At 35.5% G+C, this 26,348-nt stretch carries 27 protein-coding genes; 11 read left to right on the top strand and 16 right to left on the bottom strand.

Annotated features, from left to right (window positions below; genetic code table 11):
• The first annotated feature begins 21 nt into the window (after positions 1–21).
• The gene (locus B0X80_RS09460; protein ID WP_077339779.1) at positions 22–774 is read left to right on the top strand and encodes an AAA family ATPase; all 753 of its coding nucleotides are present in this window, start codon (positions 22–24) and stop codon (positions 772–774) included.
• A 52-nt stretch (positions 775–826) separates the two neighbouring features.
• Here B0X80_RS09460 and B0X80_RS09455 read toward each other — a convergent pair whose 3' ends face one another.
• The 5 genes from B0X80_RS09455 to cyaY all read right to left on the bottom strand — a co-directional run bounded on the left by B0X80_RS09455 (position 827) and on the right by cyaY (position 5,699).
• Positions 827–2,011 carry a heme biosynthesis HemY N-terminal domain-containing protein gene (locus tag B0X80_RS09455; RefSeq protein WP_077339777.1) on the bottom strand — a complete coding sequence of 395 codons (1,185 nt, stop codon included), beginning with the start codon at positions 2,009–2,011 and terminating at the stop codon, positions 827–829.
• Positions 2,011–3,582 (bottom strand): uroporphyrinogen-III C-methyltransferase, encoded by a 1,572-nt coding sequence (locus B0X80_RS09450; protein WP_077339775.1) that lies wholly within the window; start codon positions 3,580–3,582, stop codon positions 2,011–2,013. The genes B0X80_RS09455 and B0X80_RS09450 overlap by 1 nt, the downstream gene beginning before the upstream one ends.
• A gap of 1 nt (position 3,583) precedes the next feature.
• On the bottom strand, positions 3,584–4,339 hold the full coding sequence (locus B0X80_RS09445) for a uroporphyrinogen-III synthase (protein WP_077339773.1): 756 nt from the start codon (positions 4,337–4,339) through the stop codon (positions 3,584–3,586).
• Positions 4,326–5,270, bottom strand: a complete 945-nt coding sequence (gene hemC, locus B0X80_RS09440; RefSeq protein WP_077339771.1) for a hydroxymethylbilane synthase — start codon at positions 5,268–5,270, stop codon at positions 4,326–4,328. The genes B0X80_RS09445 and hemC overlap by 14 nt, the downstream gene beginning before the upstream one ends.
• 108 nt (positions 5,271–5,378) lie before the next feature.
• Positions 5,379–5,699: an iron donor protein CyaY gene (gene cyaY / locus B0X80_RS09435; RefSeq protein WP_077339769.1), complete on the bottom strand. Its 321-nt coding sequence runs from the start codon at positions 5,697–5,699 to the stop codon at positions 5,379–5,381.
• Between the two features lie 102 nt (positions 5,700–5,801).
• On the opposite strand from cyaY, the gene lptM reads away from it, so the two are divergent.
• From lptM to uvrD, 6 genes are read left to right on the top strand one after another with little or no spacing between them, the layout of a single operon-like run.
• On the top strand, positions 5,802–5,948 hold the full coding sequence (gene lptM, locus B0X80_RS20345) for an LPS translocon maturation chaperone LptM (RefSeq protein ID WP_139345303.1): 147 nt from the start codon (positions 5,802–5,804) through the stop codon (positions 5,946–5,948).
• Positions 5,949–5,990: 42 nt separating this feature from the next.
• Positions 5,991–7,235 (top strand): diaminopimelate decarboxylase, encoded by a 1,245-nt coding sequence (gene lysA, locus B0X80_RS09430; RefSeq protein WP_077339767.1) that lies wholly within the window; start codon positions 5,991–5,993, stop codon positions 7,233–7,235.
• Positions 7,236–7,285: 50 nt separating this feature from the next.
• Entirely contained in the window at positions 7,286–8,116 is an 831-nt protein-coding gene (gene dapF, locus B0X80_RS09425) for a diaminopimelate epimerase (protein ID WP_077339765.1), read from the top strand.
• Entirely contained in the window at positions 8,113–8,841 is a 729-nt protein-coding gene (locus B0X80_RS09420) for a DUF484 family protein (protein ID WP_077339763.1), read from the top strand. The genes dapF and B0X80_RS09420 overlap by 4 nt, the downstream gene beginning before the upstream one ends.
• Complete coding sequence (locus tag B0X80_RS09415) at positions 8,841–9,587, top strand: HAD-IA family hydrolase (RefSeq protein WP_077339761.1); 747 nt, start codon at positions 8,841–8,843, stop codon at positions 9,585–9,587. The genes B0X80_RS09420 and B0X80_RS09415 overlap by 1 nt, the downstream gene beginning before the upstream one ends.
• A gap of 45 nt (positions 9,588–9,632) precedes the next feature.
• Positions 9,633–11,807, top strand: coding sequence for a DNA helicase II (gene uvrD / locus B0X80_RS09410; protein WP_077339759.1), 2,175 nt, complete (start codon positions 9,633–9,635; stop codon positions 11,805–11,807).
• A 44-nt stretch (positions 11,808–11,851) separates the two neighbouring features.
• On the opposite strand, the gene B0X80_RS09405 is transcribed toward uvrD, so the two are convergent.
• Positions 11,852–12,307, bottom strand: a complete 456-nt coding sequence (locus B0X80_RS09405; protein WP_076417441.1) for a thioesterase family protein — start codon at positions 12,305–12,307, stop codon at positions 11,852–11,854.
• A gap of 125 nt (positions 12,308–12,432) precedes the next feature.
• Between B0X80_RS09405 and recQ the strand changes: the two genes are divergently transcribed.
• Positions 12,433–14,247, top strand: a complete 1,815-nt coding sequence (gene recQ / locus B0X80_RS09400; RefSeq protein WP_245825429.1) for a DNA helicase RecQ — start codon at positions 12,433–12,435, stop codon at positions 14,245–14,247.
• A gap of 50 nt (positions 14,248–14,297) precedes the next feature.
• Here recQ and B0X80_RS09395 read toward each other — a convergent pair whose 3' ends face one another.
• Positions 14,298–14,597 (bottom strand): c-type cytochrome, encoded by a 300-nt coding sequence (locus B0X80_RS09395; protein WP_076417440.1) that lies wholly within the window; start codon positions 14,595–14,597, stop codon positions 14,298–14,300.
• Positions 14,598–14,754: 157 nt separating this feature from the next.
• On the opposite strand from B0X80_RS09395, the gene B0X80_RS09390 reads away from it, so the two are divergent.
• Positions 14,755–15,069, top strand: coding sequence for a DUF3630 family protein (locus B0X80_RS09390; protein WP_077339755.1), 315 nt, complete (start codon positions 14,755–14,757; stop codon positions 15,067–15,069).
• A gap of 2 nt (positions 15,070–15,071) precedes the next feature.
• Positions 15,072–15,539 carry a 2-thiouracil desulfurase family protein gene (locus tag B0X80_RS09385; RefSeq protein WP_077339753.1) on the top strand — a complete coding sequence of 156 codons (468 nt, stop codon included), beginning with the start codon at positions 15,072–15,074 and terminating at the stop codon, positions 15,537–15,539.
• A 15-nt stretch (positions 15,540–15,554) separates the two neighbouring features.
• On the opposite strand, the gene B0X80_RS09380 is transcribed toward B0X80_RS09385, so the two are convergent.
• The 7 genes from B0X80_RS09380 to tatA form a co-directional block, all read right to left on the bottom strand.
• Complete coding sequence (locus tag B0X80_RS09380) at positions 15,555–16,526, bottom strand: GGDEF domain-containing protein (RefSeq protein WP_077339751.1); 972 nt, start codon at positions 16,524–16,526, stop codon at positions 15,555–15,557.
• 136 nt (positions 16,527–16,662) lie between these two features.
• Complete coding sequence (gene hemB / locus B0X80_RS09375; RefSeq protein ID WP_077339749.1) at positions 16,663–17,679, bottom strand: porphobilinogen synthase; 1,017 nt, start codon at positions 17,677–17,679, stop codon at positions 16,663–16,665.
• A gap of 13 nt (positions 17,680–17,692) precedes the next feature.
• Positions 17,693–19,210: a sensor domain-containing diguanylate cyclase gene (locus B0X80_RS20570; RefSeq protein WP_245825428.1), complete on the bottom strand. Its 1,518-nt coding sequence runs from the start codon at positions 19,208–19,210 to the stop codon at positions 17,693–17,695.
• Entirely contained in the window at positions 19,207–19,998 is a 792-nt protein-coding gene (locus B0X80_RS09365; protein WP_077339747.1) for a TatD family hydrolase, read from the bottom strand. Before B0X80_RS09365 ends, B0X80_RS20570 begins: the two co-directional genes overlap by 4 nt.
• Before the next feature lie 142 nt (positions 19,999–20,140).
• Positions 20,141–20,887: a twin-arginine translocase subunit TatC gene (gene tatC, locus B0X80_RS09360; RefSeq protein ID WP_077339745.1), complete on the bottom strand. Its 747-nt coding sequence runs from the start codon at positions 20,885–20,887 to the stop codon at positions 20,141–20,143.
• Positions 20,887–21,234: a Sec-independent protein translocase protein TatB gene (gene tatB / locus B0X80_RS09355; RefSeq protein WP_077339743.1), complete on the bottom strand. Its 348-nt coding sequence runs from the start codon at positions 21,232–21,234 to the stop codon at positions 20,887–20,889. Before tatB ends, tatC begins: the two co-directional genes overlap by 1 nt.
• A gap of 2 nt (positions 21,235–21,236) precedes the next feature.
• Positions 21,237–21,473 (bottom strand): Sec-independent protein translocase subunit TatA, encoded by a 237-nt coding sequence (tatA, locus tag B0X80_RS09350; protein ID WP_077339741.1) that lies wholly within the window; start codon positions 21,471–21,473, stop codon positions 21,237–21,239.
• Positions 21,474–21,566: 93 nt separating this feature from the next.
• On the opposite strand from tatA, the gene B0X80_RS09345 reads away from it, so the two are divergent.
• Complete coding sequence (locus B0X80_RS09345) at positions 21,567–22,520, top strand: hypothetical protein (RefSeq protein ID WP_077339739.1); 954 nt, start codon at positions 21,567–21,569, stop codon at positions 22,518–22,520.
• Here B0X80_RS09345 and B0X80_RS09340 read toward each other — a convergent pair whose 3' ends face one another.
• Both B0X80_RS09340 and rpoH read right to left on the bottom strand, forming a co-directional pair.
• On the bottom strand, positions 22,521–25,133 hold the full coding sequence (locus B0X80_RS09340) for a sensor domain-containing phosphodiesterase (RefSeq protein WP_077339737.1): 2,613 nt from the start codon (positions 25,131–25,133) through the stop codon (positions 22,521–22,523). It lies immediately after the preceding gene.
• Positions 25,134–25,279: 146 nt separating this feature from the next.
• The gene (rpoH, locus tag B0X80_RS09335) at positions 25,280–26,143 is read right to left on the bottom strand and encodes an RNA polymerase sigma factor RpoH (protein ID WP_076417429.1); all 864 of its coding nucleotides are present in this window, start codon (positions 26,141–26,143) and stop codon (positions 25,280–25,282) included.
• Positions 26,144–26,348: the final 205 nt, after the last annotated feature.

Here is a 26,348-nt window from a genome sequence, read left to right as displayed (position 1 = left end):
CTTATTAACCATGGATTTTTTATGAGTTTTGATCACAAGCCATACCTTAAAGAGATAACATTAAAACGCGATAAGGTGGATAACTTTGATGATTTTCCTTTTTGTATTCCTACAATTAAGGCATTAGATTCTTTAGAGTTCCATCCAGACGTGACATTTTTAGTAGGTGAAAACGGTTCAGGTAAATCTACGTTACTTGAAGCAATTGCAGTAACACTGGGTCTAAACCCTGAAGGTGGTAATAAAAATACAAATTTTAGCACTGAGAAAACTCACTCTGAACTTGGTAACTATCTTAAAACAGTGAGAAGTTATAAAAAACCAAAAGACTATTACTTCCTTCGTGCTGAGAGTTTTTATAATGTGGCTACTTATACTGAAAATTTAGACGTTGATCCTCTACTAGGCCCACAAATTCATGGATATGGTGAAAAATCATTACATGAGCTATCGCATGGGGAATCTTTCATGGCGACGTTTATGAATAAACTAAAAGGTCATGGGTTATACCTTATGGATGAGCCTGAAGCGGCGTTGTCACCAACAAAACAAATGACTGCAATATCTGTTATTCATGAACTAGTAAAAAATAATTCTCAACTTATTATTGCTACGCATTCACCCATTCTGCTCGCTTATCCTAGAGCTAAAATATACCATTTTAGTGACTCTGGCATTCATGAAACTACCTATGAAGATACTGAACATTTTGAAGTTACTAGAGATTTTTTAAATCGACATGAAATGATGACTAAAGTACTTATGAATGAATAATATTGAAAGCCAACAAAATACTGGCTTTCAATAAATTAAGATAAATACCTTATCAATGCAACTTAGCGTAAACCTGCGTTGCTTTTTCAAACTGCTCTCGTTGTTGTAATACTTTAGCAAAGGCAATTAGGTCAACATTATCGTATTGAATCTCACCTAAGTTAACTAAACTATTAAACGCTTTTTCAGCCATATCCCATTGTTTACTTGAAACGGCTAAATGCGCCAAACAACTTAACCATGTACCATTTTGTGGATCTTTGTGTAAATGCTTTTGCACTACAGCAATAAGTTCATCCGCTGATCTTAACGGTAAGTTTCGCATTTGTTGTAAAAAGGCTTTATCTGTTCCTTTTTTAACAACAGGCAGTAATATTTTATTTAATGGCTGTATTATATTTTGCTCTGCAAGTACTTTACAGTAAGCCATAACAATAACTTCACGCTGTTTAACTTTACTTGATAAGTTGTTCCAGTAACGAGAAAGTTCTTCCGCATTTTTTTCAAGCACTAGCTGGTTAAACGCGCCGTAAAAAGCCGTCTCTTCCCATTGTTTAATGGTTTGTTCTGTTATCGTTTTTTGCTTACGAGCCAGTACTAAAGATTCAACAGCAGCAATAAAACGTTTTTCAATTAACATTAAGTCAATATCTAATGAAAGCAAGCGAGCGTCATGCCCAATAAATTTATGATGTTCATCAATTAAAGCACGTGCTTTTTCAAAGTCATCTTGTTCAATGTGCAATTTAATAGTCACAAGGACTGACTCTAAATTACCATTTTTGACATTGTTACCAATACTGTCTAACAAGCCCAAATAATGTTGCGTATTCGAACGTAATGCTTGCTTAGATGCAGCAGAGGAGGCAAGTAAATATCCAACACGTTGTTGTTGAGCGGGTTCTGCACTTTTAGCGAACAAATGTTCCGCTTGTACGTAATCTTCTAAAATGTAAGCCGCTACTGCTTTTTCAAAATCTTTTACTCCACGACGCTTACTCGCAAAGGCCAATTTATTCCATGTACCTAAGCTGAACCTAAAACCACCTCGTAAAAGGATAAAAAGTAAGATAAGAATAAGAAAAACAAATAAGATCCAGAACATTGCCGTATATAGAGTAAGTTCGTAAATCATGCCCCCCATAGCAATAGAGATGTAACCAGGATCGTCAATTAACATTGGCGCAAACGCAATAAAGGTAAAAAATATTAATAGCAAAACACCGAGTTTTTTCATTACGCTGCCTCGCTTACTTTAGTGGCTTGTTCAGCGCTTTTTTCTATGACTTCGTCTTGTATGTTTTTAGGTGAGTTATCTATAGTTTTAGGGCTTTCTACGTTATTAGATTGAACTTCAGGTTGAACGGTTTTTTCTACATCTTTAATTTTTTCATTTACGTTTTCTTTTGTTTCATCAATCGTTTCTATCACCTCTTTTTGAATCGGTGTAATAGGTAAGCTAACTGATTTTTTATCGGTTAATACTTTTCTGATCGCCTTTAAAGAAACCAATTTATGATTGGTATTTACTGAAATTACTTTCTCTTTTAAGCTTTCAATTGATTCGATAAAGGCTTTGTTTTTTACATCATTCAAATCAAAGTATTGGGTTAACCATGATTGCGCATCGTTTAACGATTTAATAAATATGTTATGCTTACCTTTACTCACTGCCCACTGTGCTACTTGCAGTTTAAGGTTTAAATTTTCTTTTAAATGCTGACGTTGCTCTGCTGGTAAAATAGGTTCTAATTCGCCCACTTTACTATGCACAACAACAAACGTTTCTAAAAATTTCAGCCATGTTTTTGAAATATTTTCACGCCAGTCAGATACATCTTCTGATAATGTAAAACGGTCTGCATTTTCAGCTTCTCGAGCAACAGTCAAGGTAATTAAGGGTAATGACTGTACTTGTTCACCTAATGCCATTAACGACAAAATGGTTTGTTCTGTTTCAAGCTTAGGTATGAGTTTTAATGCTTCAATATCTTGATAAATAAGCTGACGAATAGGTAATATTTGAGGATCATTTAATTCAGTAATACGCGCGTCAGCATCTTGTAGTAAGCCAATTGCAGCCGTTGTGTCTTTTTCTAACCATAAGGTGCGAGCCGCAATTCGCACTAAATATTCCGCTTCATGGACTAGCCAGTCGGTTGGTTGATTTTGACTAAACTTTTCAACCATTTGATTAAGCTTTTCAATATTGTTTTGTGTTTCTTGCTTCATATTATTAGCAGAATCAGTAAATTGCATCGCGAGACTTTTTTCTTGAGCTTGCAAAGTTTTCATTATTTTTTCTTGGGCCAATTGATTACTTTTTGAGGCGTCAATTTTAACTTGTTGTAACTGAGTAATAACGTCAGTTTGCTGTTGAACATGCCAAAAATAAAGTAAAACAACACCTACTATGGCGAGTAGACCAATAAGAAAAGATAAAATAGCCAGTTTAGATATTTTAGATGGCGCTTCTGAGCGAGATTCTGATTTCATAGTTTTTTTTGCTTGTTCTGAAGAAGATTTAGGTGATGATGGCGTTTTTGTAACAGCCTTTTTATCACTTACTGGCGGCTCAATAGATTTTTCTGCTGAACTTTTGCTATCAGCTTTATCTATTTTATCCTTAGGCTCACTGTTTTTTATAGCATCTGTACTATTAGACATATTAACCGAGACTTTGGTTTGGGACGTATTTGAAGATGAACTATCAGCAGACTTTTGAGCAGATTTAGTAATTGTATTCGCCTTACTGGTTGGCTCTTTTGGATTATCACTATTTTTAGACGTTGGCTTATCGGTCATCATCTTATTCCATGTTATTTGTTACATCAGATATTATTGCTTTAGAAATAGCGTTATCGTTAGCGCCATTAGCGTTAATAACACGCTTAAAGCCCAACGCTTTTGCATTCATTGCAATACGTTCGCTTGCAACCACCCAATAACAAGCGGTTCGCCAATATCCATCTGATCGATTAATTAATTGTACTATGTTTTGTAATATAGCGTCACTAGTTATCACCATACAATTAATATGGTGATTTCGCCAATGTTGTTCAATATTGCTGGGTAATTGTCGCCAAATGCGTTGATACGCTTCAAAATAGGTTACATTCGCGTTTCTAGCTTTAAGAGAGTCAGCTAAATGTTCACGTCCGCCATCTCCTCGAACAATAATGATGTCTTGGTCGGTAATATTTTGTAGTTCAGCAAAAGTCAGTAAACCTTCGCTAGTTTGTATTTCTGGTGATGTTGCTTTTATATTAAGCGCTTTTAATGCTTGTGCAGTAGCTGTACCTACAGCAAAAAATTGTCGGACAGGCCATGACGACAACGCATAAAGTTTATTTGCATAAGTTACGGCTGAAACACTAATAAAAATAACAATAGGCTGTTGAACTTGTCTTAATAGCTTATGTAGTATTTCTTGATTATCATTACCTTGATAATCAAACATAGGCTGACAAAGTGAATTGACATCAAGTTTTTCTAGCTTGCTAGCTAACACTCGCCCTTCATTTTCAGGACGAGTGATCAGCACGTTAAGGTTATTGATCAGCATATACCTGTTGTAATATTTTATCTGCACCTTGTGCTAATAATTTTTGCGCTAATGTATTACCTAACGTTTCAGCTTGTTCAATAGGGCCACGAATTTCGCTGTGCAATATTGTGCTGCCATCTACAGCCCCGACTAAACCACGTAAATAAAGCACGGGGTCAGATGAGCTTTGCTCTAAAACAGCATAACTCCCAATAGGTACTTGGCAACCACCTTCTAGTGCTCTATTCATTGATCTTTCAGCGAGTACTCGAATACGTGTTTCTTTACATTCAAGTGGAGCAAGTAGCGCTTTAATCTTTTCGTCATCAGTTCTACATTCAATACCTACAGCACCTTGACCATTAGCGGGTAGCATAAGTTCTGGCGCTATATATTCTTTTATGCGCTCTGGCATTTCTAATCTGATCAAGCCAGCTGCTGCAAGTATTATTGCGTCGTACTCACCATCGTCTAATTTTTTCAAACGTGTATTTACGTTACCGCGTAAGTCTCTGATCACTAAATCAGGACGCATTGCTTTAATTTGACACTGTCGACGTAAACTTGAAGTACCGACAATAGCGCCAGCAGGTAACGATTCGAAATTGGTGATAGTATTTGAAACAAAAGCATCACGAGGATCTTCACGTGGACAAATAACCTCTAAACCAAGTCCTTCAGGAAATTCTACCGGAACATCTTTCATTGAATGAACCGCAATATCAGCACGATCTTCGAGCATAGCCACTTCAAGTTCTTTTACAAATAACCCCTTACCGCCAACTTTAGCTAAAGGCGTGTCTAAAATAACATCTCCTTTGGTGGTCATAGGTACAAGTTCAACGGTAATATTGTTATGAAACTTTTCAAGTTGTGCTTTTACATATTCTGCTTGCCATAGTGCTAAGGCGCTTTTACGGGTTGCAATGCGTACAATGTTATTGTTCATAGTTTGTTGCCTGATTTTATATTCTGATGATCGTGCTTATTTAATATATACCCTTTACCAATCAAATATTTATTCGATGCTTACGGATATGGATACCTTAAGTGGAGGTTAATTAGCTTGTAATGAAATTTCAGCTTCAGCCTGTACGCTAACGGCTTCTGAAATAAATTGCCAAAATTCATCTCCGCCGCGTTTATCTATCCATTGATCATTTTCAAAATGGAAATGATGGCCATTAAACTTTGTCGCCACCCAAATTTCATGAAGAGGAGCTTGCTTATTAATGATAATTTTAGTGGCATTTTTAAATGTTAACGTAAGTAAACCACCAAAACCTTCGTAATCAATATCGTGACCGCAATCTTCAATAGACTCTTCTACAGCCAGTAATAAATCTTCAGCTGCTATATTATATTCACTATCGTTCATTAATTGTCCTTTATACCTAATTTGGTAAATTATTTAAGATCGCTGTTATACCAATCTGATTATAAAACGTCTATCATGGGAAAAAAATCGAATTAATCAATTATGTGTAAACAAATTTCAATTATTTTGGTCTGTATTGTCTCTTTAACGGCAATTACAGGGTGCGGTATAAAAGGTCCTTTGTATCAAACACCATCAGAAAATGTTGAACCTAATCCTCCTGAAAAGACGGAAATGAGTCAACAATAAATAAATTTAAATATTAGCACTAGTAGAAGGTAGGAAACACCGGTGGACTTTTTTAATCGTAAAAATACATCTTTATATGCTGAAGACAGCAAAGTATCTGACATTGCAAATGCACATGGCACGCCTTTATATATATATTCAAGAGCCACCATTGAAAGACATTGGAAAGCATTTGATAACGCTGCAGGTAGTCGCCCACATATTGTATGTTATGCCGTAAAAGCAAACAGCAACATTGCCGTATTAAATGTAATGGCTAGATTAGGTTCAGGTTTTGATATTGTATCAAAAGGTGAATTAGCACGTGTTTTAGAGGCAGGTGGTGATCCTAAAAAAGTGGTGTTTTCTGGTGTTGGTAAAACCTCTGATGAGATTGCCTATGCACTTGATAAAGGTATTTACTGTTTTAATGTTGAATCTGGCGCTGAGCTTGATCGTATTCAAAACGTAGCAAAATCACTCAATGTTGTTGCCCCTATTTCTTTACGTGTAAATCCAGACGTAGATGCAGGTACTCACCCTTATATTTCTACGGGATTAAAAGATAATAAGTTTGGTATTAATATTGATGATGCGGAAGCGTTTTACGTTTACGCGTCTAAATTATCAAACATTGCTGTAAAAGGCGTTGATTGTCATATCGGTTCTCAAATCACAGAAGTTGCACCTTTCCTCGATGCATTAGACCGCGTATTAGTGCTAGTAGATAACTTAGCAGCGAAAGACATTCATTTATCGCATATTGATGTAGGTGGTGGACTAGGTGTTTGTTACGACGACGAAAAACCACCACATCCAGAACAATACGCAAAAGCTATTGCCGATAAATTAGAGGGCCGTGAAATAACGCTAATATTTGAACCGGGTCGCGCTATTATGGCTAACGCAGGCATATTAGTTACTGAAGTTGAGTTTTTAAAATCAAACGAAGAGCTAAATTTCGCTATTGTCGATGCAGCAATGAATGACTTAATCAGACCGTCATTATACTCAGCATGGCAAGCGATTATTCCTGTAGAACAAAGAGATGCTCCAACTAAAGTATACGATATTGTGGGTCCTATTTGTGAAACTGGTGATTTCTTAGGTAAAAAACGTGAATTAGCTATTGAAGCAGGCGATTTACTTGCGATTCGTTCATCGGGTGCTTATGGCTTTACTATGAGCTCAAACTACAACAGCCGACCACGTGTTGCTGAAATTATGGTAGACGGTGAAGACGTTCATGTGGTCCGCAAACGCGAAACAATAGAACAACTTTGGCAAGGCGAATCATTGCTTCCTTAAGCATAAACAGTTCATTGAAAAACAGAATTAGTAATGAGAACAATAAATAGATGCTTGTAAATTTTTCAAAAATGCATGGTTTAGGTAACGATTTTCTAGTATTAGACAACGTTACCCAAAATGTTTATTTGTCGAACGAACAAATAAAACAACTTGCCGATCGTAACTTTGGTGTAGGCTTCGACCAACTATTGGTTGTAGAGCCTCCTTACGACCCTGATTTAGACTTTCACTACCGTATATACAATGCAGATGGTAGTGAAGTTGGTCAATGCGGGAATGGCGCACGTTGTTTTGCTCGGTTTGTTAGATTAAAAAACTTAACCAACAAAAACAAAATCAAAGTGTCGACTCAATCAGGGAAAATGACCCTGTTTGTGGAACGCGATGGTAATATTACTGTGAGCATGCCTGTTCCTCAATTTGAGCCAAATAAAATACCTTTTACAGCACAAAAAGCTGAAGGCACTTATATTTTGCGCTGCGACGATGAAACCGTTTTATGTGGCGCTGTTTCTATGGGTAACCCTCATTGTGTGATCACAGTTGACTCAGTTAAAGATGCTCCACTTGAAACATTAGGTAAAGCTCTTTCAGTTCATGAACGTTTTCCTGAAGATGTAAACGTAGGTTTTATGGAAGTGGTTTCACCTGAGTTTATAAAACTACGCGTTTATGAACGTGGTGCTGCAGAAACATTAGCCTGTGGTAGTGGAGCTTGCGCCGCAGTTGTTATAGGGCAAACACAAAAAAAATTAGCAAAAGAAGTGACGGTAGAACTACCTGGTGGCCAACTGAAAATATTTTGGAAAGGCCCTGGTAACCCTGTAAAAATGACAGGTCCAGCCGTTCATGTTTTTGATGGACAATTACATTTATGAGTTCAGATAAGAGTTCAAGCACAGAGACTCAAATAACTAAGGCTAATTTAATGCAATCTGCAGAACTAATACTTTCAGATGATATTGTGGTGAGTTATTTACAAGATAACCCTGAAATTTTCGCTCGACATCCTGAGTTATTAACCAGCATACGCCTTGCTGATCATCAACGTGGAACGGTTTCTTTAGTTGAGCGCCAGCAACAACAACTGAGATTGAAAATTCATTCATTAGAAGATGAAATTACGCAATTAATGTCTATTGCTAATAACAATGAACAATTGTTTTCATTGTACAGTGATTTATATTTACGTTTGCTTGATTGTACTTCAGCAAATGAATTACTGGATTGTTTGTTTCAAGCAACAACTGAGCTCTTATCATTATCAAATTTGAAATTATGGCTTGTAAAACCAATAGCTGTTGATCACCATAGCTTAATTAAAAATGACTGTGGCGGCATTATTCAAAACAGATTAGATAAAGACGATTATTACTTTGGCCGTTTACAACAAAGTGAACAAGAACTTGTATTTTCACAAGTCACCGAAGGCTCTGTTGTACTGGTAAAACTAGAACACCAAAATAAAGTATTAGGATTTTTAGCCATTAGCAGTGCAGATGCTGAACACTTTGATCCTCGCATGGACACTTTATTGTTAAGTCAATTTAAAAAGTTAGTCGCTAAACTACTTAAACAACATTTAACCTTTAAAGAAGTTTAATGAAATTTTACCGTAAACTCGCCCCCTTTAAAGCCATTAGTTTTGACTTGGATGATACGCTATATAGCAATCATCCAATCATGCAGCTCACCAGCAGGGCAATGATTGCTTATTTTCATAATGAGCTGCCTAAGCTACTTGAAGATACTACAGATATTCAAACGGAATACGACATCAACTTTTGGTCGCCATACAAAAATAAAGCCATCACTTTTAATCCTGAGCTCACACATAACGTTACCGAACTCAGATTGGAAACATATTATTTAGGATTAATAGACCTAGGCATTGCTAAAAAACAAGCTCGCCAAGCGGCAGAAAAAGCACTCGCTCATTTTGATTTTCATCGAAGCAACTTTACCGTGCCGAATAACATACATAACTTGTTATCTTCCCTTGCTAAAAAGTGGCCTTTAATTGCCATCAGCAATGGTAATGTAAACACCCATACCATTGAACTTAATCAATATTTCAGTGCTGTATATCATGCAGGTGGGCAAAGCTTAGGTAAGCAAAATAGACAAAAGCCGTGTTCAGATATGTTTGATAATGCCTGTAACCATTTAAACATAATGCCTTCAGAACTTTTACATATAGGTGATTGCGGAAAAGCAGATATTTTAGGCGGCATATTGGCTGGCTGCCAAACGGCTTGGGTATCTAGTTTTAATGTAGGTAAACCTTTATCTATTTTGCCTCACCTTGAATTATCTGATGTAGAAGAACTACATCAATTTTTATCATAAAAAAGCCTTACGCTTTTGTAACTTTATCAATAATTTGGTTTATCTATGGATGTTTCTCAATTACTCGACTCGTTAAACGAAAAACAGCGTGACGTTGTCGCTGCTCCGCTACAAAATATGCTGGTACTCGCGGGAGCTGGTAGTGGAAAAACACGTGTACTTGTACAACGAATTGCTTGGCTTATGCAGGTTGAAAACGCATCGTCTCATAGTATTTTAGCGGTAACCTTTACCAATAAAGCCGCAGCCGAAATGCGCGCTAGAGTAGAGCAAACGGTTGGCGGTAATACCCACGGAATGTGGATAGGTACTTTCCATGGTTTAGCCCATCGCTTATTACGTATGCACTTTCAAGAAGCAAAATTACCGCAAACTTTTCAAGTATTAGATTCTGACGATCAATTACGATTAGTTAAACGTATTGTTCGCTCTCTCAATATCGATGAAAAACGTTATCCACCCAAACAATTACAATGGTACATCAACGGTAAAAAAGACGAAGGTATTCGTCCCCAACACATTGAAGTGTACGACGATCCTACAGAGCAAACCTTTGTAAAGGTATACAAAGGCTATCAAGATGCTTGTAATTTATCAGGTTTAGTTGATTTCGCTGAATTACTGCTTAGAGCTCACGAGCTTTGGCTTAACAACCCAGTATTATTAGAACATTACCAACAACGTTTTAAACATATTTTGGTAGACGAATTTCAAGATACCAATAGCATTCAATATGCTTGGCTAAATATTTTAGGTAAAACATCAAGTAAAGTGATGATAGTCGGTGATGATGATCAATCTATTTATGGCTGGCGTGGAGCAAAAATTGAAAACATTGAGCGTTTTTTAAAAGACTTTGATAATGCACAAACCATCAAACTTGAACAAAACTACCGCTCGACCGCTAATATACTAAATGCAGCTAACCAACTCATTTCAAATAATAATAATCGCTTAGGTAAAGACCTGTGGACCGAAGACGAATCAGGCGAAAAAATATCTATTTACACCGCATTTAACGAAATAGATGAAGCACGCTTTATAGCAGGCAGAATTAAAGATTGGCAAAAAGAAAACGGCTCATTAAACGACGTCGCTATTTTATATCGTAGTAACGCACAATCTCGTTTATTAGAGGAAGCCTTATTACAAGGTGGTTTACCGTACAGAATATACGGTGGTCAACGTTTCTTCGAACGACAAGAAATTAAAGACGCGCTTGCTTATCTACGCTTAATTAATAATAGAGACGATGACGCTGCTTTTGAGCGTATTATCAATACCCCTACACGTGGTATCGGTAATCAAAGTATTTCACTAATAAGGGATGCAGCGAGAAGCCTGAATGTTACGTTATGGCAAGCTTGCCAACATATGATCAGCAATCAAGATCTCAAAGGGCGAAGCGCAAAAGTTATTACTCACTTCGTTGAGCTTATTAATCAACTTGAAGATGATTCATGTAACTTAAATTTAGATCAACAAGCTAATTTTGTTATAAAAAATAGTGGTTTAAAAGCCATGTATCAAGCAGAAAAAGGCGAACGAGCTGAAGCAAGAATTGAAAACTTAAATGAATTAGTAACCGCTTGCCAAACCTTTGAAGTTGATCCTGAACTAGAAGAAGAGCAAACAAAACTCACTTCATTCTTAACTCATGCCGCACTTGAATCAGGCGAGTCTCAAGCTGATGAGTATGAATCTGCAGTGCAATTAATGACTATGCATTCAGCTAAAGGATTAGAATTTCCATTAGTGTTTATTGCCGGCTTAGAAGAAGGTATGTTTCCTTCTCAGCAATCGGTTGAAGAAATAGGGCGCTTAGAAGAAGAAAGACGCTTATGTTACGTAGGTATGACTCGCGCTATGCAGAAATTATACTTATGCCATGCAGAAAGCCGACGTTTATATGGCCAAGAAAAATACCATAAGCCTAGTCGATTCTTAAGAGAATTACCGAACGAATGTACTGAAGAAATACGTTTACAAAACCAAGTATCTCGACCAGCAAGTACTGGTAAGTTTTCAAATACCTTTACGACTGAAACTTTCGACAACACAGGGTTTTCATTAGGCCAGTCGGTTATGCACGCTAAATTTGGTGAGGGTGTTGTACTGAACTATGAAGGTTCTGGTGCGCAAAGCCGAATACAAGTTAACTTTGCTGATGTGGGTAGTAAATGGTTAGTTGTCGCTTACGCAAATTTACAAGCACTTTAAATAAATACCAACTTCGTATTAAATTAATATGAAGTTGGTATAACTCAACCCACCATATAAGTTCCGGTGCCAAATGCTATATGCTCACCCTTTTCATTGTGCATTTCCATTCTAGCTACTGCGACTTTTGTGCCGCCTCTGATAATACGAGCAGTCACAATAAATTCTTTCCCTCTACCCGGTATCAAGTAGTCAGTTCTTAAATCAATAGTGCCCAGTTTACTCAGACTATCTTGCACCGATTGCGGTGAGGTAAGCTCTACCCCTTCAAGAATATTCGCAGCAGCTACAACGCCTCCAGCTAAATCTAAAGCTGCAGCCGTAACACCTCCGTGTAATATTTTTTGAATAGGGTTACCAATGAGTTTATCTTGCCATAAAAACCTTACTTCAGATTGCTTACTATCAAATTGAGTAATATTAAGGCCCAATAACTGATTAAAAGGCATTTTTTCATTCCAAAACTCTATTACTTGTGAAGCTATTGTTTTATTAATCATAAACTCATCAGACCTCTTTATTTAGATGTAGATTAGCAAATAAATCAAGAGCGAACAAAATAATTCTCTACCATTGGCTCCAGCTGCGTTAAAATACAATTCTTATCATTACACTGAAGAATAATGTGATCAACAACGCTGAACCGAGCATATCAACCTCTGTACTACTCGATACGTTAAAACATAATTTTGGTTATCAATCTTTTCGTCAAGGGCAAGAAGATATTATTCAACAACTGTTTATGGGTAGAGATAGTCTTGTTTTAATGCCAACAGGTGGCGGAAAATCAATGTGCTACCAGTTACCAGCAATTTTACTACCCGGCGTCACTATTGTAGTGTCACCCTTAATTGCCTTAATGAAAGATCAAGTTGATAGCTTAACACTCCAAGGGATCTCAGCTGCCTACATTAACTCAAGTTTAGATCAGGCGACCATAACGCAAACCATGCAGGCGCTATACCGAGGCGAAATAAAGCTTTTATACATAGCGCCTGAAAGACTTAATAGTTATTATTTTATTCAAGAATTGATGCAACTTAACATTAGTTTATTTGCTATTGATGAAGCTCACTGTATTTCGCAATGGGGTCACGACTTTCGACCTGCCTATACAAAATTAAATACCATTAAACAAAGCTTCCCTTATGTGCCTGTTATGGCACTTACCGCAACAGCTGATGTAACCACACGAAAAGATATATTAGCTCAATTAGATTTAGTTAATCCTTATATCCATCTTGATAGTTTTGATCGACCTAACATTCGCTTAACCATGGCCGAAAAATATAACGGCGAACAACAGTTACTGGGTTATATAAAAAAACGACGTGATGAATGTGGCATTATTTATTGTAATAGCCGCTGGCAAGTTGAAAAAATTTCAAAATATTTAGGTAATTCAGGTATTAACTGTGCAGCTTACCATGCAGGTATGGAAGTCGATATTAGAAACACAGTGCAAGATGCGTTTGCTAAAGACAATATTCAAGTCGTTGTTGCCACTATCGCTTTTGGCTTAGGTATTAATAAATCAAACATCCGTTATGTTATTCATTTTGAGCCTCCTAAAACGCTAGAATCTTATTATCAAGAAATAGGCCGAGCCGGACGAGATGGGCTAGAAGCAGAAGCCTTATTTTTGTATGACGCTAAAGACGTAGAACGCATCAAAAAACGCATTAGTGAAGGCGAAAATGAACAAAGGGTAAATGTAGAGTTACAACGCTTTCAAGCCATGATTGGCTTCTTTGACGCACAAACGTGTAGAAGACAGGTAGTTTTAAACTATTTTGCTGAATACACGCAAAAACGCTGTGGTAACTGTGACATTTGTTTAGATCCGCCCAGTTTATTTGATGCATCCATAGAAGCTCAAAAAGTACTTTCATGTGTTTATCGTATTCAACAACAGGGCGATATAGAACATGTAATTGATGTATTAAGAGGCGAACATACTCTAGCCATTAAACAAAAAAAACATGATTTAGTTTCAACTTTCGGTATTGGCCAAGAGAAAACTCCTGGATATTGGTTTTCTATTGTTAGACAACTTATTCATTTGGGTTTTTTACAGCAAGACATCTCTCAACAATCAACCCTTTGTTTAACAGAAGCTTCGCGATCTGTATTAAAAGCTGAAGAACCACTCATGCTTGCATCTCCACGCCTTCAAAAAGCAAGTTATTGGAAAAGAGATAAAGCAACTCAAACATACGACCGAGTATTATTTGCCAAATTACGCTCTCTTAGAAAAGATATTGCCGACGCTGAAGACATTGCACCTTTTATTGTATTTAGTGATGCAACATTATCAGAGCTAGCGAGAGTAAAACCTATGAATTCAAGAGAAATGTTGGCAATAAGTGGAATTGGGGATACTAAATTGGCTAGGTATGGCCAGCCGTTTTTAGAACTGATTCAACAGCATAATACTTAAGATATAAAAAAAGCGCCAATAGGCGCTTTAATATTAATTAAGACATAAACCTATTTTAGGCTTGCATAGTAGGCTGCAACATTGGCAATATCAGCATCAGATAATCCCATAGCCATTGGAGCCATAACAGGATCTTTACGGTTACCCGCTTTAAAATCTTTTAATTGCTTAACAATATATGCTTCTTTTTGTCCTGCTAAGTTAGGGTACATAGGAACAGCAGAAACCCCCATAGCTCCGTGACAAGCTGCACACATAGCAGTTTTTGATTTACCAGCAGCAATATCACCCGCAAAGACAGGAGATGCCATTAGTGCTGTTAATGCAACAGCTATAGTCAATTTTTTCATATATTTATCTCTCTAAACTTAAGAATGTTGATATTATTACTTAGACTACATTGATTATAGAAAAAAATATATCGATTGTCTTAAGTTTTTTAGAGTAAGATCTTTGTCAATATTGAATTTATCTATTTTAACCCTACAAAAACGAGGGATTTAATCAATGGCTATTACTGAAACTCTTAAAATATCGTCTGTTGAATTGGTTAATCAAACCAGTTTACAAATTACTTTTGTTGCAGGTTGGTATCAAGAAGATATTCCTCTATTAACCTCTTTAGTATTAAGCCTTTTAAAAGATCATTACCTTATTGAAACAACACAAGGGGCTGACCGAGAATACACACGTTTTAAATGGCAGGATGATTATTTTATACTTAACTTTGAATGTTATAGTGAGTCATGCTGGATTGAAAACGAAACAAAAACTAACACTCCATTATTAAACTTAATAAAACAATACATAGAGACACCTTAAACATGGAAAAAATATTTATTAGTGCCTGCTTTATGGGTGAGAATGTTAGGTATGATGGAGGTCACCAAAGTTTAACTCATCAGGTGATTGAAAAATGGAAAAAAGAAAATAGGCTAGTAAGTGGTTGCCCTGAATGTTTAGGAGGCCTTCCCGTACCAAGAGAACCGGCGGAAATTCAACAAAAAGACAAAAAAATCATTACTATTCAAGGGGGAGATGTAACTGAAAGCTTCAATAATGGCGCATCAAAAGCATTATCAATATGTTTGAAAAACAATATAAAATTTGCTTTATTAAAAGAATCAAGCCCTTCTTGTGGCAGTAATACAATTTATAATGGTGAATTTTCTAATACAAAAATTGTCGGCCAAGGTATTACTACTCAAGTTTTAACAAAACATAATATTACCGTATTTTCAGAAAAAACAATCGATGCATTAATAGATGCAATCAACAATAGCGAAACCTAACGTCTAATAGCTGAATTAAGTACTAATAGAATTGCGGGTTTTATCAATAACAGCATTAACGTTCTGAGATACATTAAACTTATTAACCCCTACCGAAATAGTCATTTGCGGTAACCGAACACCAGATTTGCTGCTAATAAACCGCAGCTTACTAACGCCTTCTCTGATTTTTTCACCTATTTCATAGGCAATTTGGCTATCAACCTCTGGCAATAAAATTAAAAATTCATCTCCACCAGTTCTAATAGGTAAACCACTATCGTCAACGTAACTTTCGATTTTATGCGCAATTTTAGATAGTAATACATCACCAATAAGTGTACCAAAACGCTGTGTTATTTGGCTGTATTGATCAACATTAATTACAATAGCTGCAACACTTTTATCAGGATTTTCTTTATACCAAGCTTCAATATTTTTCGACATGGCTTTGCGGTTATACAGCCCCGTCAATGGATCCAAATATATTTCTTTTCTAATATCTTCTAACTCTAATTGCAACTCTTGACTATTTTTTTGCACTTTTTGCAAACGCTCAGTTAAACGTTGCTGCTCGGTTTTAAATACAATCGTTGCTTTAGCTAAATTATTGCAAGCATGATTTACCTTTTCTTTATCGCCTGACTTTAAATCATTTAAATTAGAATCTAGTTTAGAAATAAAGCTATCTACAGATATGGTTGAATCGTTAACATTTGTTTGAACAGAATTAATCAAACCATCAAATTCGCTAAGCATCTCATCCCTAAATTTACTTTGTCCTAAAATAAATTGTTGATAAACAGCTTCCATATAAAAGTTATCTAATTTTTTTCCTGTGGAAAGTTGGTATTTTATAGCTGCTGTAAGTGCTTTGTTAGTTTGTGCAACAAATTCGTAACTAATAGCATAATTTATAGGCGTGGCTGCTAAATGCCACAGTTGTAGTTGTTTAATGGCCTGAGCGAGTATGACATCTGCTTGTTTAATGGAATCTTGGTATTTCATTTCAGACCTTTTTAGTATTCCAATGAATACGATACCAGTCGACAAATAAAACTGATATCACACACATATTTTTAAGCATATACACAAAAACTACCACTATTAATTCAATATATTTTTAATAAATGCTCAACCAGACTTAAATTTTAGAATCTTCCTTCAACCAGTATGCTACTTTTTTAGCAAAATACGTTAAAATACCGTCAGCGCCAGCCCGCTTAAATGCAAGAAGCCCTTCCATAACACAAGGTTTTTCCGCTAACCAGCCATTTTGAATCGCCGCTACATGCATCGCATACTCTCCACTCACTTGATAAGCGTATGTAGGCACATGAAAATTATCTTTAACCCTTCGAACAATATCTAAATAAGGCATGCCTGGTTTGACCATAACCATATCAGCACCTTCGTAAATATCTTGTGCAACTTCATGTAAAGCTTCATCGCTATTTGCAGGATCCATTTGGTATGAGTATTTATTACCTCCCTTAATATTGCCTGCAGAGCCGACGGCATCTCTAAAAGGTCCATAGTAATTAGATGCATATTTAGCTGAATAAGCTAAAATTTTGGTATTAACAAAACCTTTTGCTTCTAGGGCTTGGCGAATAGCGCCCACCCGACCGTCCATCATATCTGATGGAGCAACTATATCAGCACCCGCTTGAGCATGTGATACGGCTTGTTTTACTAAAATGTCTTTTGTTATTTCATTAAGCACGTAACCGTTGTCATCAATAATTCCATCCTGACCATGTGTTGTAAAAGGGTCTAAGGCGACATCAGTAATAACACCTAAGGTAGGGAATTTTTCTTTTAAAGCTTTTACGGTTCTTTGTGCTAAACCATCAGGATTATAAGCTTCTTCAGCCATCAATGATTTGGCATCACTAGGTGTCACAGGGAAAATAGCTATCGCTGGAATGCCCAAATCAACAAGTTCCTGAGCTTCTTCAAGCAATAAGTCAATACTCTTTCTTTCTACACCTGGCATTGAGTTAATGACTTCTCGTTGGTTTTCTCCCTCTAAAACAAAAACAGGATAAATCAAATCATTAACGGTTAATTGATTTTCAGACATTAAACGTCGAGAAAAGCTATCTGCACGCATTCTACGTAAACGACGGGCAGGATATTGACCAAATGTATTATTCATTTTTCAACCTTAATTAGGACTCTGTAGAACCGGTAAGTATTTTTTTCTGCACCTGATTACGGCCATTTTTCTTAGCACTGTATAATGCCTCATCTGCTGCTGCGAATATATTTTCAGGTGTTATATCTGGTTGCTGCCAATAGGTACTAACGCCACAACTTATTGTCATGGGTATTTTTACTTTATCAAAAACAAAAATTTCTGATTCGATAGACTCTCGCAGTGTTTCAGCTAACGAAATAGCACCTTTAGTATCTGTTTCAGGTAATATTAAGCAAAACTCTTCACCACCGTAACGACACCCTAAATCGGTTACTCGTCCTAATGCTGCTTTAATTTTACCTGCAACCCATATTAAACATTGATCACCTGCTATATGACCATGATTATCATTCACTTTTTTGAAGTGATCTATATCAATAACAACTAAGCTTAACGGTGTTAAATTACGACGACTTCGACGATATTCAGCAACTACTTTTTGATCATAATAGCGACGATTATATAAGCCTGTAAGTTCATCTAATGTGTTTTTTTCAGCCAACTCTTTATTTACACTTTCAAGTTCTTGTAAGGCAATATTTAGTTCTAATGTACGTTCTTGAACCCTGCTTTCTAATTTTTCCTGACTCTCTTCTTGTAACATTAATAACTCAGCCTGGGCTTTTTTAGATTTATCTAAACTTTTTAGGGCCTTCTGCTCAGCAATTTTTTTATCTTGAATTTGATAATAATATCCTCGACTCAACATAAACACCGTAATGCTGCCACTCAACCAAAAAGAAACGGTATACAAATAAGGATACTTATAATAAACATCAATACTAAAAACATATAATGCGACAAAATTAAGTAGCGCAAAAATAAATTGTATGAAAACAAAAAGTGTAAACAAAACAGATAGACGGTGAGATTTTTGTATTAAATAAACCCCGACTATTAACAATAATGTACTAATGGATAGTTCAATATAAACACTAAGGTATAAGCTTATTTTAATCGGTAAAATAAAACATATTGGTAGGTAAAAAAGTAATAGCCAACAGATTGATTTTATTACCCAATAAACTCTTATTGAAATAGATTTAGCTTTAAAAATGAGTACCGAAAACCACATAAGTAAAAGTTTAGAAATTACAATTAATACCGGAATATCTACACTGTGTAATTGATAAAAGCCTGCTGATACAATTGAAAGCGGAAAGCCTAAGAACAGGGAAAGCAGCATAGCACTTGATAAAAAATATCCGCATAACAGGAGCACGGTTATTCGACCATTAGCCAAGTAAATAAAAAACATTGAAAAGGCTAAGGCAAAAGCGGAGCCAATTGCTAAACCATCGGTAAAAAAGCTATTTTCTTTAGATAAATAAGTGGTTTCTGGGTTATTTAGCAAATAAGAATACGCATTTACATTCTCTTTAAAATCATCATAATGAAAACCAATAACACCGTCAGTTATATAAATAAAAAAAGTAGACAAAAGAAAAACACAAAATAGAGCTGACAGCAGTGCTAATTTTTGGATCATGCCTTTACTCCTAATCCAAAAACACGTTGTGCGTTTTCACTTGTGTTATTAATGATATCTTGCTCTGAATAATCTGTTAGCCTCGCTATTTCTTCTACAACATAACGTAAATACTTGGGTTCATTTCGACTACTTTTAGGTTTAGGTCGTATTGTTCTAGGCGTTAAATAGGGCGCATCCGTTTCTATCAGCAATCTATTTAAAGGGATTTTCTCAATAATATCTCGAAGACCTTGCCCTCTTCGCTCGTCACATATCCAACCCGTTATACCAATATACATATTGGCCTCTAAACATAAATTAAGCTCTTCTTCTGTACCCGTAAAACAATGAGAAACCATGAAGGGCACATGAGTAAAGTACGGTGTGAGAATTTCAAACCATTCTTTAAATGCATCTCTTTGATGCAAAAATAAAGGTAGTTGTAAATGTTGAGCTAATTTAACTTGCTCAGTAAAAACTTTTTTTTGATTGGTTGGCGTTGAAAAATTACGATTAAAATCTAAACCACATTCACCAATAGCTTTAACACTTGGTAGACTAGCTAATGATTGTAAGACTTCTAAATAATTATTAGCTACATTATCGGCATCGTGAGGATGTACACCAACAGTACAAGATAAAGATTGCGGATACTTCAAACAAAGTTCTAAAGCTTTTTGGCTTTCAAACACATTTGTACCCGTTACCAATAAGTGTTTAACACCGCATGCATTAGCTTGAGATATCACTTCATCTACGTCTTTTTCAAAACGACTATTGGTTAAATTCACACCTATATCAATCAAAAAAGTACCTGCTAGTAAACAAATGACATTTCAATTTTCTGCTCTGCTTTTTTATAGTAATCAACACGTCTACATCCTTGTAAGCACAATGATAGTTTTATTTAATCGTAGTAAAACTACTTATACCATTGAATTATGCTGCTTAATCTTCAACTTCTTCAACCTCGTTTTCTTTATAATAAAAAGAGGCAATAAATACACCTACTTCAAATAATATCAACATAGGTATAGCAAGCATTGTTTGAGAAATAATATCGGGAGGTGTCAGCAACATACCAATAATAAATGAACCAACAACAATATACGGCCTTTTAGCTCTTAAACTATCAGGTGAAGTAAAATTGGTCCAGCACATTAAGATAATAGCGACTGGTATCTCAAAAGCAGCTCCAAAGGCAAAAAAGAGTTTAAGCACAAAGTCTAAATAACTACTTATGTCTGTGGCAATTGTTACTCCCTCAGGAGCAACTGAATTAAAAAAAGCAAAAACAACAGGAAAAACAACAAAGTAGGCAAAGGCTATACCACTATAAAAAAGTAAAGTACTACCCAGCATTAGAGGGGCAATTAAGCGTTTTTCATTACGGTATAAACCCGGGGCCACAAAAGACCAGATTTGAAATAAAATATAAGGCATTGCAATAAAAACAGATAACACAATAACCAGTTTGAAAGGGGCAAATAGAGGAGATGCAACATCCGTTGCTATCATCTGTGTACCTATTGGCATAGTTGCAAGTAATGGCTCAGCAACATAATGATAAATATCCTGTGCAAAATAAATTAAGCAACATAATATAACTAAAACCCCAACAAAAGATTTTAATAAACGTGAACGTAACTCTAGCAGATGATCAAACAAGGTATAATTATTAGGAGTGGTACTCATTAGTTATTCTTTTTCGTTATAGGCTCTGCTGTTTGCTCAGCATCTTCTACTTTCACTTGATAGGGTTTATTCACCATATCGGCTGCATCCCGCAAAGTTTTTAATGACTCAGCAACCTCTGGAGATAAATTTTCCATATTCGCTTCTTCAGCTTTTTTTAAATTACTATGTAGCTCATGAATACGTAGCTCTTCTGTCAGCTCGCTTTTTACATTTTCACTAATTCTACGGGCATTCGCGATCCAATTGCGTACTGTTCTAATAGCTACAGGCAAGCGTTCGGGCCCTAATATAATTAAAGCCAATAACCCTATAAGTAAAAGTTCCCAAAAGCCTATATCAAACATAATTAAGCTTGGTCTTTTTCTTTTTGTTCTGTTGTAGTTTCAACCGCTGCTTTATCTACAATTGAATCGTTATTATCTGACTCTACAGTTTTCGCTGTATCTTCATCTGTAACCGCTTTTTTAAATCCTTTAACAGCAGAACCTAGATCACCACCTAAGTTACGTAATTTTTTTGTTCCAAATAACAAGACAACAATTACAACCACTATTAATAATTGCCAAATACCTATATTACTCATGAAAAATCTCCTATTATTTAATTATAGTTATTATAAAGTTTTAGATGTAAAAAGCACCTTTTCTCACACTAATTTTATGAGGTATAACAAAGTTTGTTTAAAAACATTTGTAAGCTTGTGTTTATTATTTTCAATTTATTGCCCATTTACTGTTTTAGTGAAGAGATAAGCACAGAAAATTCTCAAACCAATGATGAAAACACGCCTTGGATCAATGCTTTTCATGACACTATTTCTGATTCAGTGTATCAATCAGCGGCGTGGTTTGACGATTTTTTTATTGACGAAGCAAACACAAAGCAAAACCCCAAAATTAATGCAAGACTGAAATTAGAATGGAGGCCAAGAAGCCGAGATTGGGCTGAAATAAAAGCAAGATTTAAAGTTAAAGTTAAACTCCCTCATTTTAAAAATAAAATGGATATCATTTTATCTGATGATGACGAATCAGAGCAAAACAATCTCCCACTAGAAACCACTCATATACAGCCCGAGGAAGAAAAATTTTCAGCTTCTCTTAGGTATATGCATGAAAGTGAAACGGGAAAATACACAGATACCAGAATAGGCATCTCAGGAGGTGATATTTTCATACGTAGTCGTCATAAACGATATATTAATTGGAATAAAAATAGTGCATTTAAAATAGAACCTTCAATATTTTACTTTTTAGACGAAGGGTTAGGTGCTCGACTATTATTAGAATATAACTTTCAGCAAGATTCTCATACTCAATATAGAATAAATTACAGTATAAAAGGCTCGGAATCCTTCAGCGGCATAAGATGGAAACACGGCGTATATAAATTAAAACATTTAAATGATAAAACAGCTTCAATTATTTCTTTACAAGTAGAAGGGGAGCGTAACGGTGAAAGAGGTTTTATTGTTGATAACTACACAGTTGGATATAGATACAGATTTAATGCTTATAAAAAATGGCTTTTCTTTGAGGTAGAACCCTTTTTGGAATGGCCTGAAGTTGAAAACTATAGTACTACGCCAGGTATAGCCTTTAGGGTTGAAGGCTACTTTTATAAAGGTTAATTAGCCATTTATCACATGAATAATACTGTTATCTTCGTTATCTATTCGACATGGACGATTAATATGAAAGCCCTGCCCAAAATCACAACCTACATTTTTCAGTTTTTCTAACATCTCGGCACTTTCAATACCTTCGGCAACCAATCTGTAACCAAAATTACCGCCTAATTCATGTAACGCTTTTACTAACGATAAGTTTTTGTTATCTAAATTTAATGTTTTAATAAAACTTCTATCAAGTTTAATAAATTCAAACGGGTAGCCGTGCAAAAAGTTGAGTGAAGATAAGCCTGCACCATAATCATCAAGTGCCAATTTAACACCAAACTCTTTAAGTTTTTTCAGCCCTTTTAAAGCTAGTTCAGTATGTTGTGCAAAAGCAGATTCTGTAAACTCTAAAATCAAACGTTGCGGCTCTACTGTATTAGCTTCAATCAAATGAATAAGTTTTGATAATTGATTGGCTTGAGTTAAGTGCCTTCCTGATAAGTTAACACCAATAAAAATGTTTTTATATTCAACGGATGATTGCCAATGCTTAAGTTGAAGACATACATCTTCTATTACCCAGGTTTCAATATCTAAAATCATACCTGTTTCTTCAGCCATAAAAAGAAATTCACTAGGCGTTAATAAACCTTTTTCAGGATGATTCCACCTAAGTAAAGCCTCAAAGCCAATAGTTTTAGTATTTTCAAGATCAGATATTTTTTGGTAATGCAGTTCAAACTGACGTTCTTTTATTGCAACTCGTAGCTCTTGCTCTAAAGTCATACTCGCTATTAGTTGCTCTCGCATGCTTTCATCAAAAAACACATAGCGACCGCAGCCTAAGCTTTTAGCTTGATACATAGCAGCATCAGCATCTCTAAGTATTTCATTTGAATCGTTGTAATGCTTACCACACATAGCAATACCAATACTGGCATTAGAATGTACCGTGTGACCTTCAAGTTCAAAGCTCATTGCAACTTTATTAATAATTCGGCTTGCAACGTCTTCAACATCATCTTCTGATTGTAATGAATCAAGTAAAATAACAAATTCATCTCCACCTAATCGAGCTAAAATATCATTATCTCGCACACAGTCTTGTAACCTAGCGGCAATCTCTACTAAAAATAAATCTCCAGCATGATGACCTAAGGTATCGTTAATAACTTTAAATCGATCTAAGTCAATAAAAAGTACCGCAAATTGATGAGAGGGGTGACGTTTTAAATGACGAAGCGAATAGCTTAATCGGTCGGTTAACATAGCTCTATTAGGTAACTTAGTTAACGCATCATGGTGCGCCTCATAATATAGCTGAGCTTCTGCTTTTCTGCGTTCTTCTATTTGCATACGCAAATTTAAATTTGTACTTTGTAGCTCTTTAGTTCTTTCATTAATAGCTTGTTCGAGAGCTTCATTACTTTTTTGTATTTCGGCCTGTGATCTAATTCTGAGTATAGCAGTGGCAATATGTTGACTAACAAATTCAACCAGATCTAAATCACTTAATTGATAAGCATTAACATCTTGATAATGATGAACAGCAAAAACACCAAAAGCTACGCCTTGATCAATCAACGGAGCCCCTAACCACGTTTTAGGTGTTTTATTTTTTAACGAATTAATAGCATGAATATGATATTTTGCATTTCCATCCTCATCCAGTGTAATAATTTCAGAACCTTTAACCAATAAAGGTTCTCCTACTTTAATCGCTAGTTCTGTAAGACCATTTGAAAACTGTCTAGATTCAGCTATATCGTAGTATTCATCTTTATAATAGGGAAAATCTATCCACTGGTTGTTTTGAGAAGTTAATGCGATATAAAAATTATTAGAAGGGATTAGAGTGGTTATTTCTTTATGTAATACTTGGTAAAAGGAATCAAGATCAGTTGTTGTTGCTGTTATCTCAGAAATAGCTAACAACGCTTTATGTATTTTTACTGCCTTTTGACGTTCAGCTATTTCTTTCTGTAATTTTTCATTGGTTTCTGTAAGTTTTTGAGTACGTTCAATAATATTTTTTTCTAAAAGCTCTCGGCTTCTTACTCTATCAATCGCTGTAACTAAATGTTCCGCAATAAACTCAAGTAACTGTGAATCTCTTTCACCAAAAACAGTAATACTATCATAACTTTGTAATGCTATAACGCCTATTATTTGATTACCTCGTTTAAGAGGAACACCTAACCAACTATGACATAATGAATTATATAAAGATAAATGGTATTTTTTACTTAACTCGTCTCTTTCTTGTGCATTACAGCAAATAATTTTTGCTTGTGAAAAAACTAAACCTGTTAAGCTATTTTCCCAATTATCACTATCATGTCTTGCGAGAATACTTTTTTCACTTGGATTATGGGAATAGGCTAATGATAAATTTTGGCGGGAATTAAGTAATGTAATATGAAAGCTATCGGTTATCAGGATCGTTTTAATAATAGCTTCTAAAGCAGAATAAAAAGAATTCATATCAGTGACAGAGCTAGCCAACTCAGAAAGTTGTAACAACCCTGACTGTATAGTTCTAGCTTGGCGGTACTTTTTCAGTAAAGACTTTAGTTTTGGTATCTGCTTAGTAGCTAAAGTATTTTCTTTTTCACCCACTTGCATCAAAAATTACCTATGCTTATTAGTATTATAGTTAGGTTTTAATTTTTAAATATAAGGTAATTAAATAGAATAATTTACCTTATTATAAATCTTTTTATAAACAAGAAAACCGACTACTGTCGGTTTTCTACTCACATTTATATTTATTAAGCAGCCATAGATGCTTTTAATTTATTTAATGCGTTCTTTTCTAATTGACGTACGCGCTCAGCTGATATTTGATATTTATCGGCTAAGTCTTGAAGCGTTGTTTTATCTTCCGTTAACCAGCGTGTGCGAATAATATGCTGACTTCTATCGTCTAAACATATTAATGCATTACTCAGACGTTGGTTAGCTTGATCACTCCAATCACTTGCTTCTACCGAGTCAGCTAAGTCAGACGATTTATCTTCCAAATACTGAGCGGGTGAAAAGGTAGTCGCATTGGCGTTGTCATCGTCATCGGCAGAAAGTTCAAATGCTTGATCTTGGTTGCTCATTCGAGATTCCATTTCAAGTACATCTTTTTTTGTAACGCCTAATGTTTCAGCTACATTTGAAACTTCTTCATTACTGAACCAGCCTAAGCGTTTTTTATTCTTTCTTAAGTTAAAGAATAATTTACGTTGGGCTTTAGTTGTCGCAACTTTAACAATTCTCCAGTTACGTAATACAAATTCATGTATTTCGGCTTTAATCCAATGAACGGCAAAAGACACGAGTCGAACGCCCACTTCAGGATTAAAACGTTTTACCGCTTTCATTAAACCAACGTTACCTTCTTGAACAAGATCAGCTTGTGCTAAACCGTATCCAGCATAACCTTTAGCAATATGTATAACAAAACGTAAGTGCGACATAATCAATTCTTGCGCCGCTTGTAAGTCGTTTTCTGTGTATAAACGAGTAGCTAATTCTTTCTCACGCTCAGCCGTTAACATAGGAATGCTATACGCAGATTGCATATAGGCTTCAATACTGCCACTTTGTGGGACAGTCAATGCTGTAGTTTGTATCGAATTACTCATTTACTTTCTCCGTATTACCTTGCTTTCCTCGCGATTATAACATCCCTTTATTTATATCGCGACCATTTATAAGAACACATTAACTTAACTGGGATAGCGATACAACAGGCTATCGCAACTTTTAAAAGCTAATATGTATGAAATTGTTACTTTTGCAATACTAATAAGAATATGGATGATTTCGCCATATCTATAGTTACATTCA

Origin of the sequence: Pseudocolwellia agarivorans, from assembly GCF_002000085.1 — a bacterium.
Classification (GTDB): Bacteria; Pseudomonadota; Gammaproteobacteria; order Enterobacterales; family Alteromonadaceae; genus Pseudocolwellia; species Pseudocolwellia agarivorans.
Note: the sequence above shows the minus strand (reverse complement) of the source record. Positions and strands in the feature narration are given on the sequence as shown.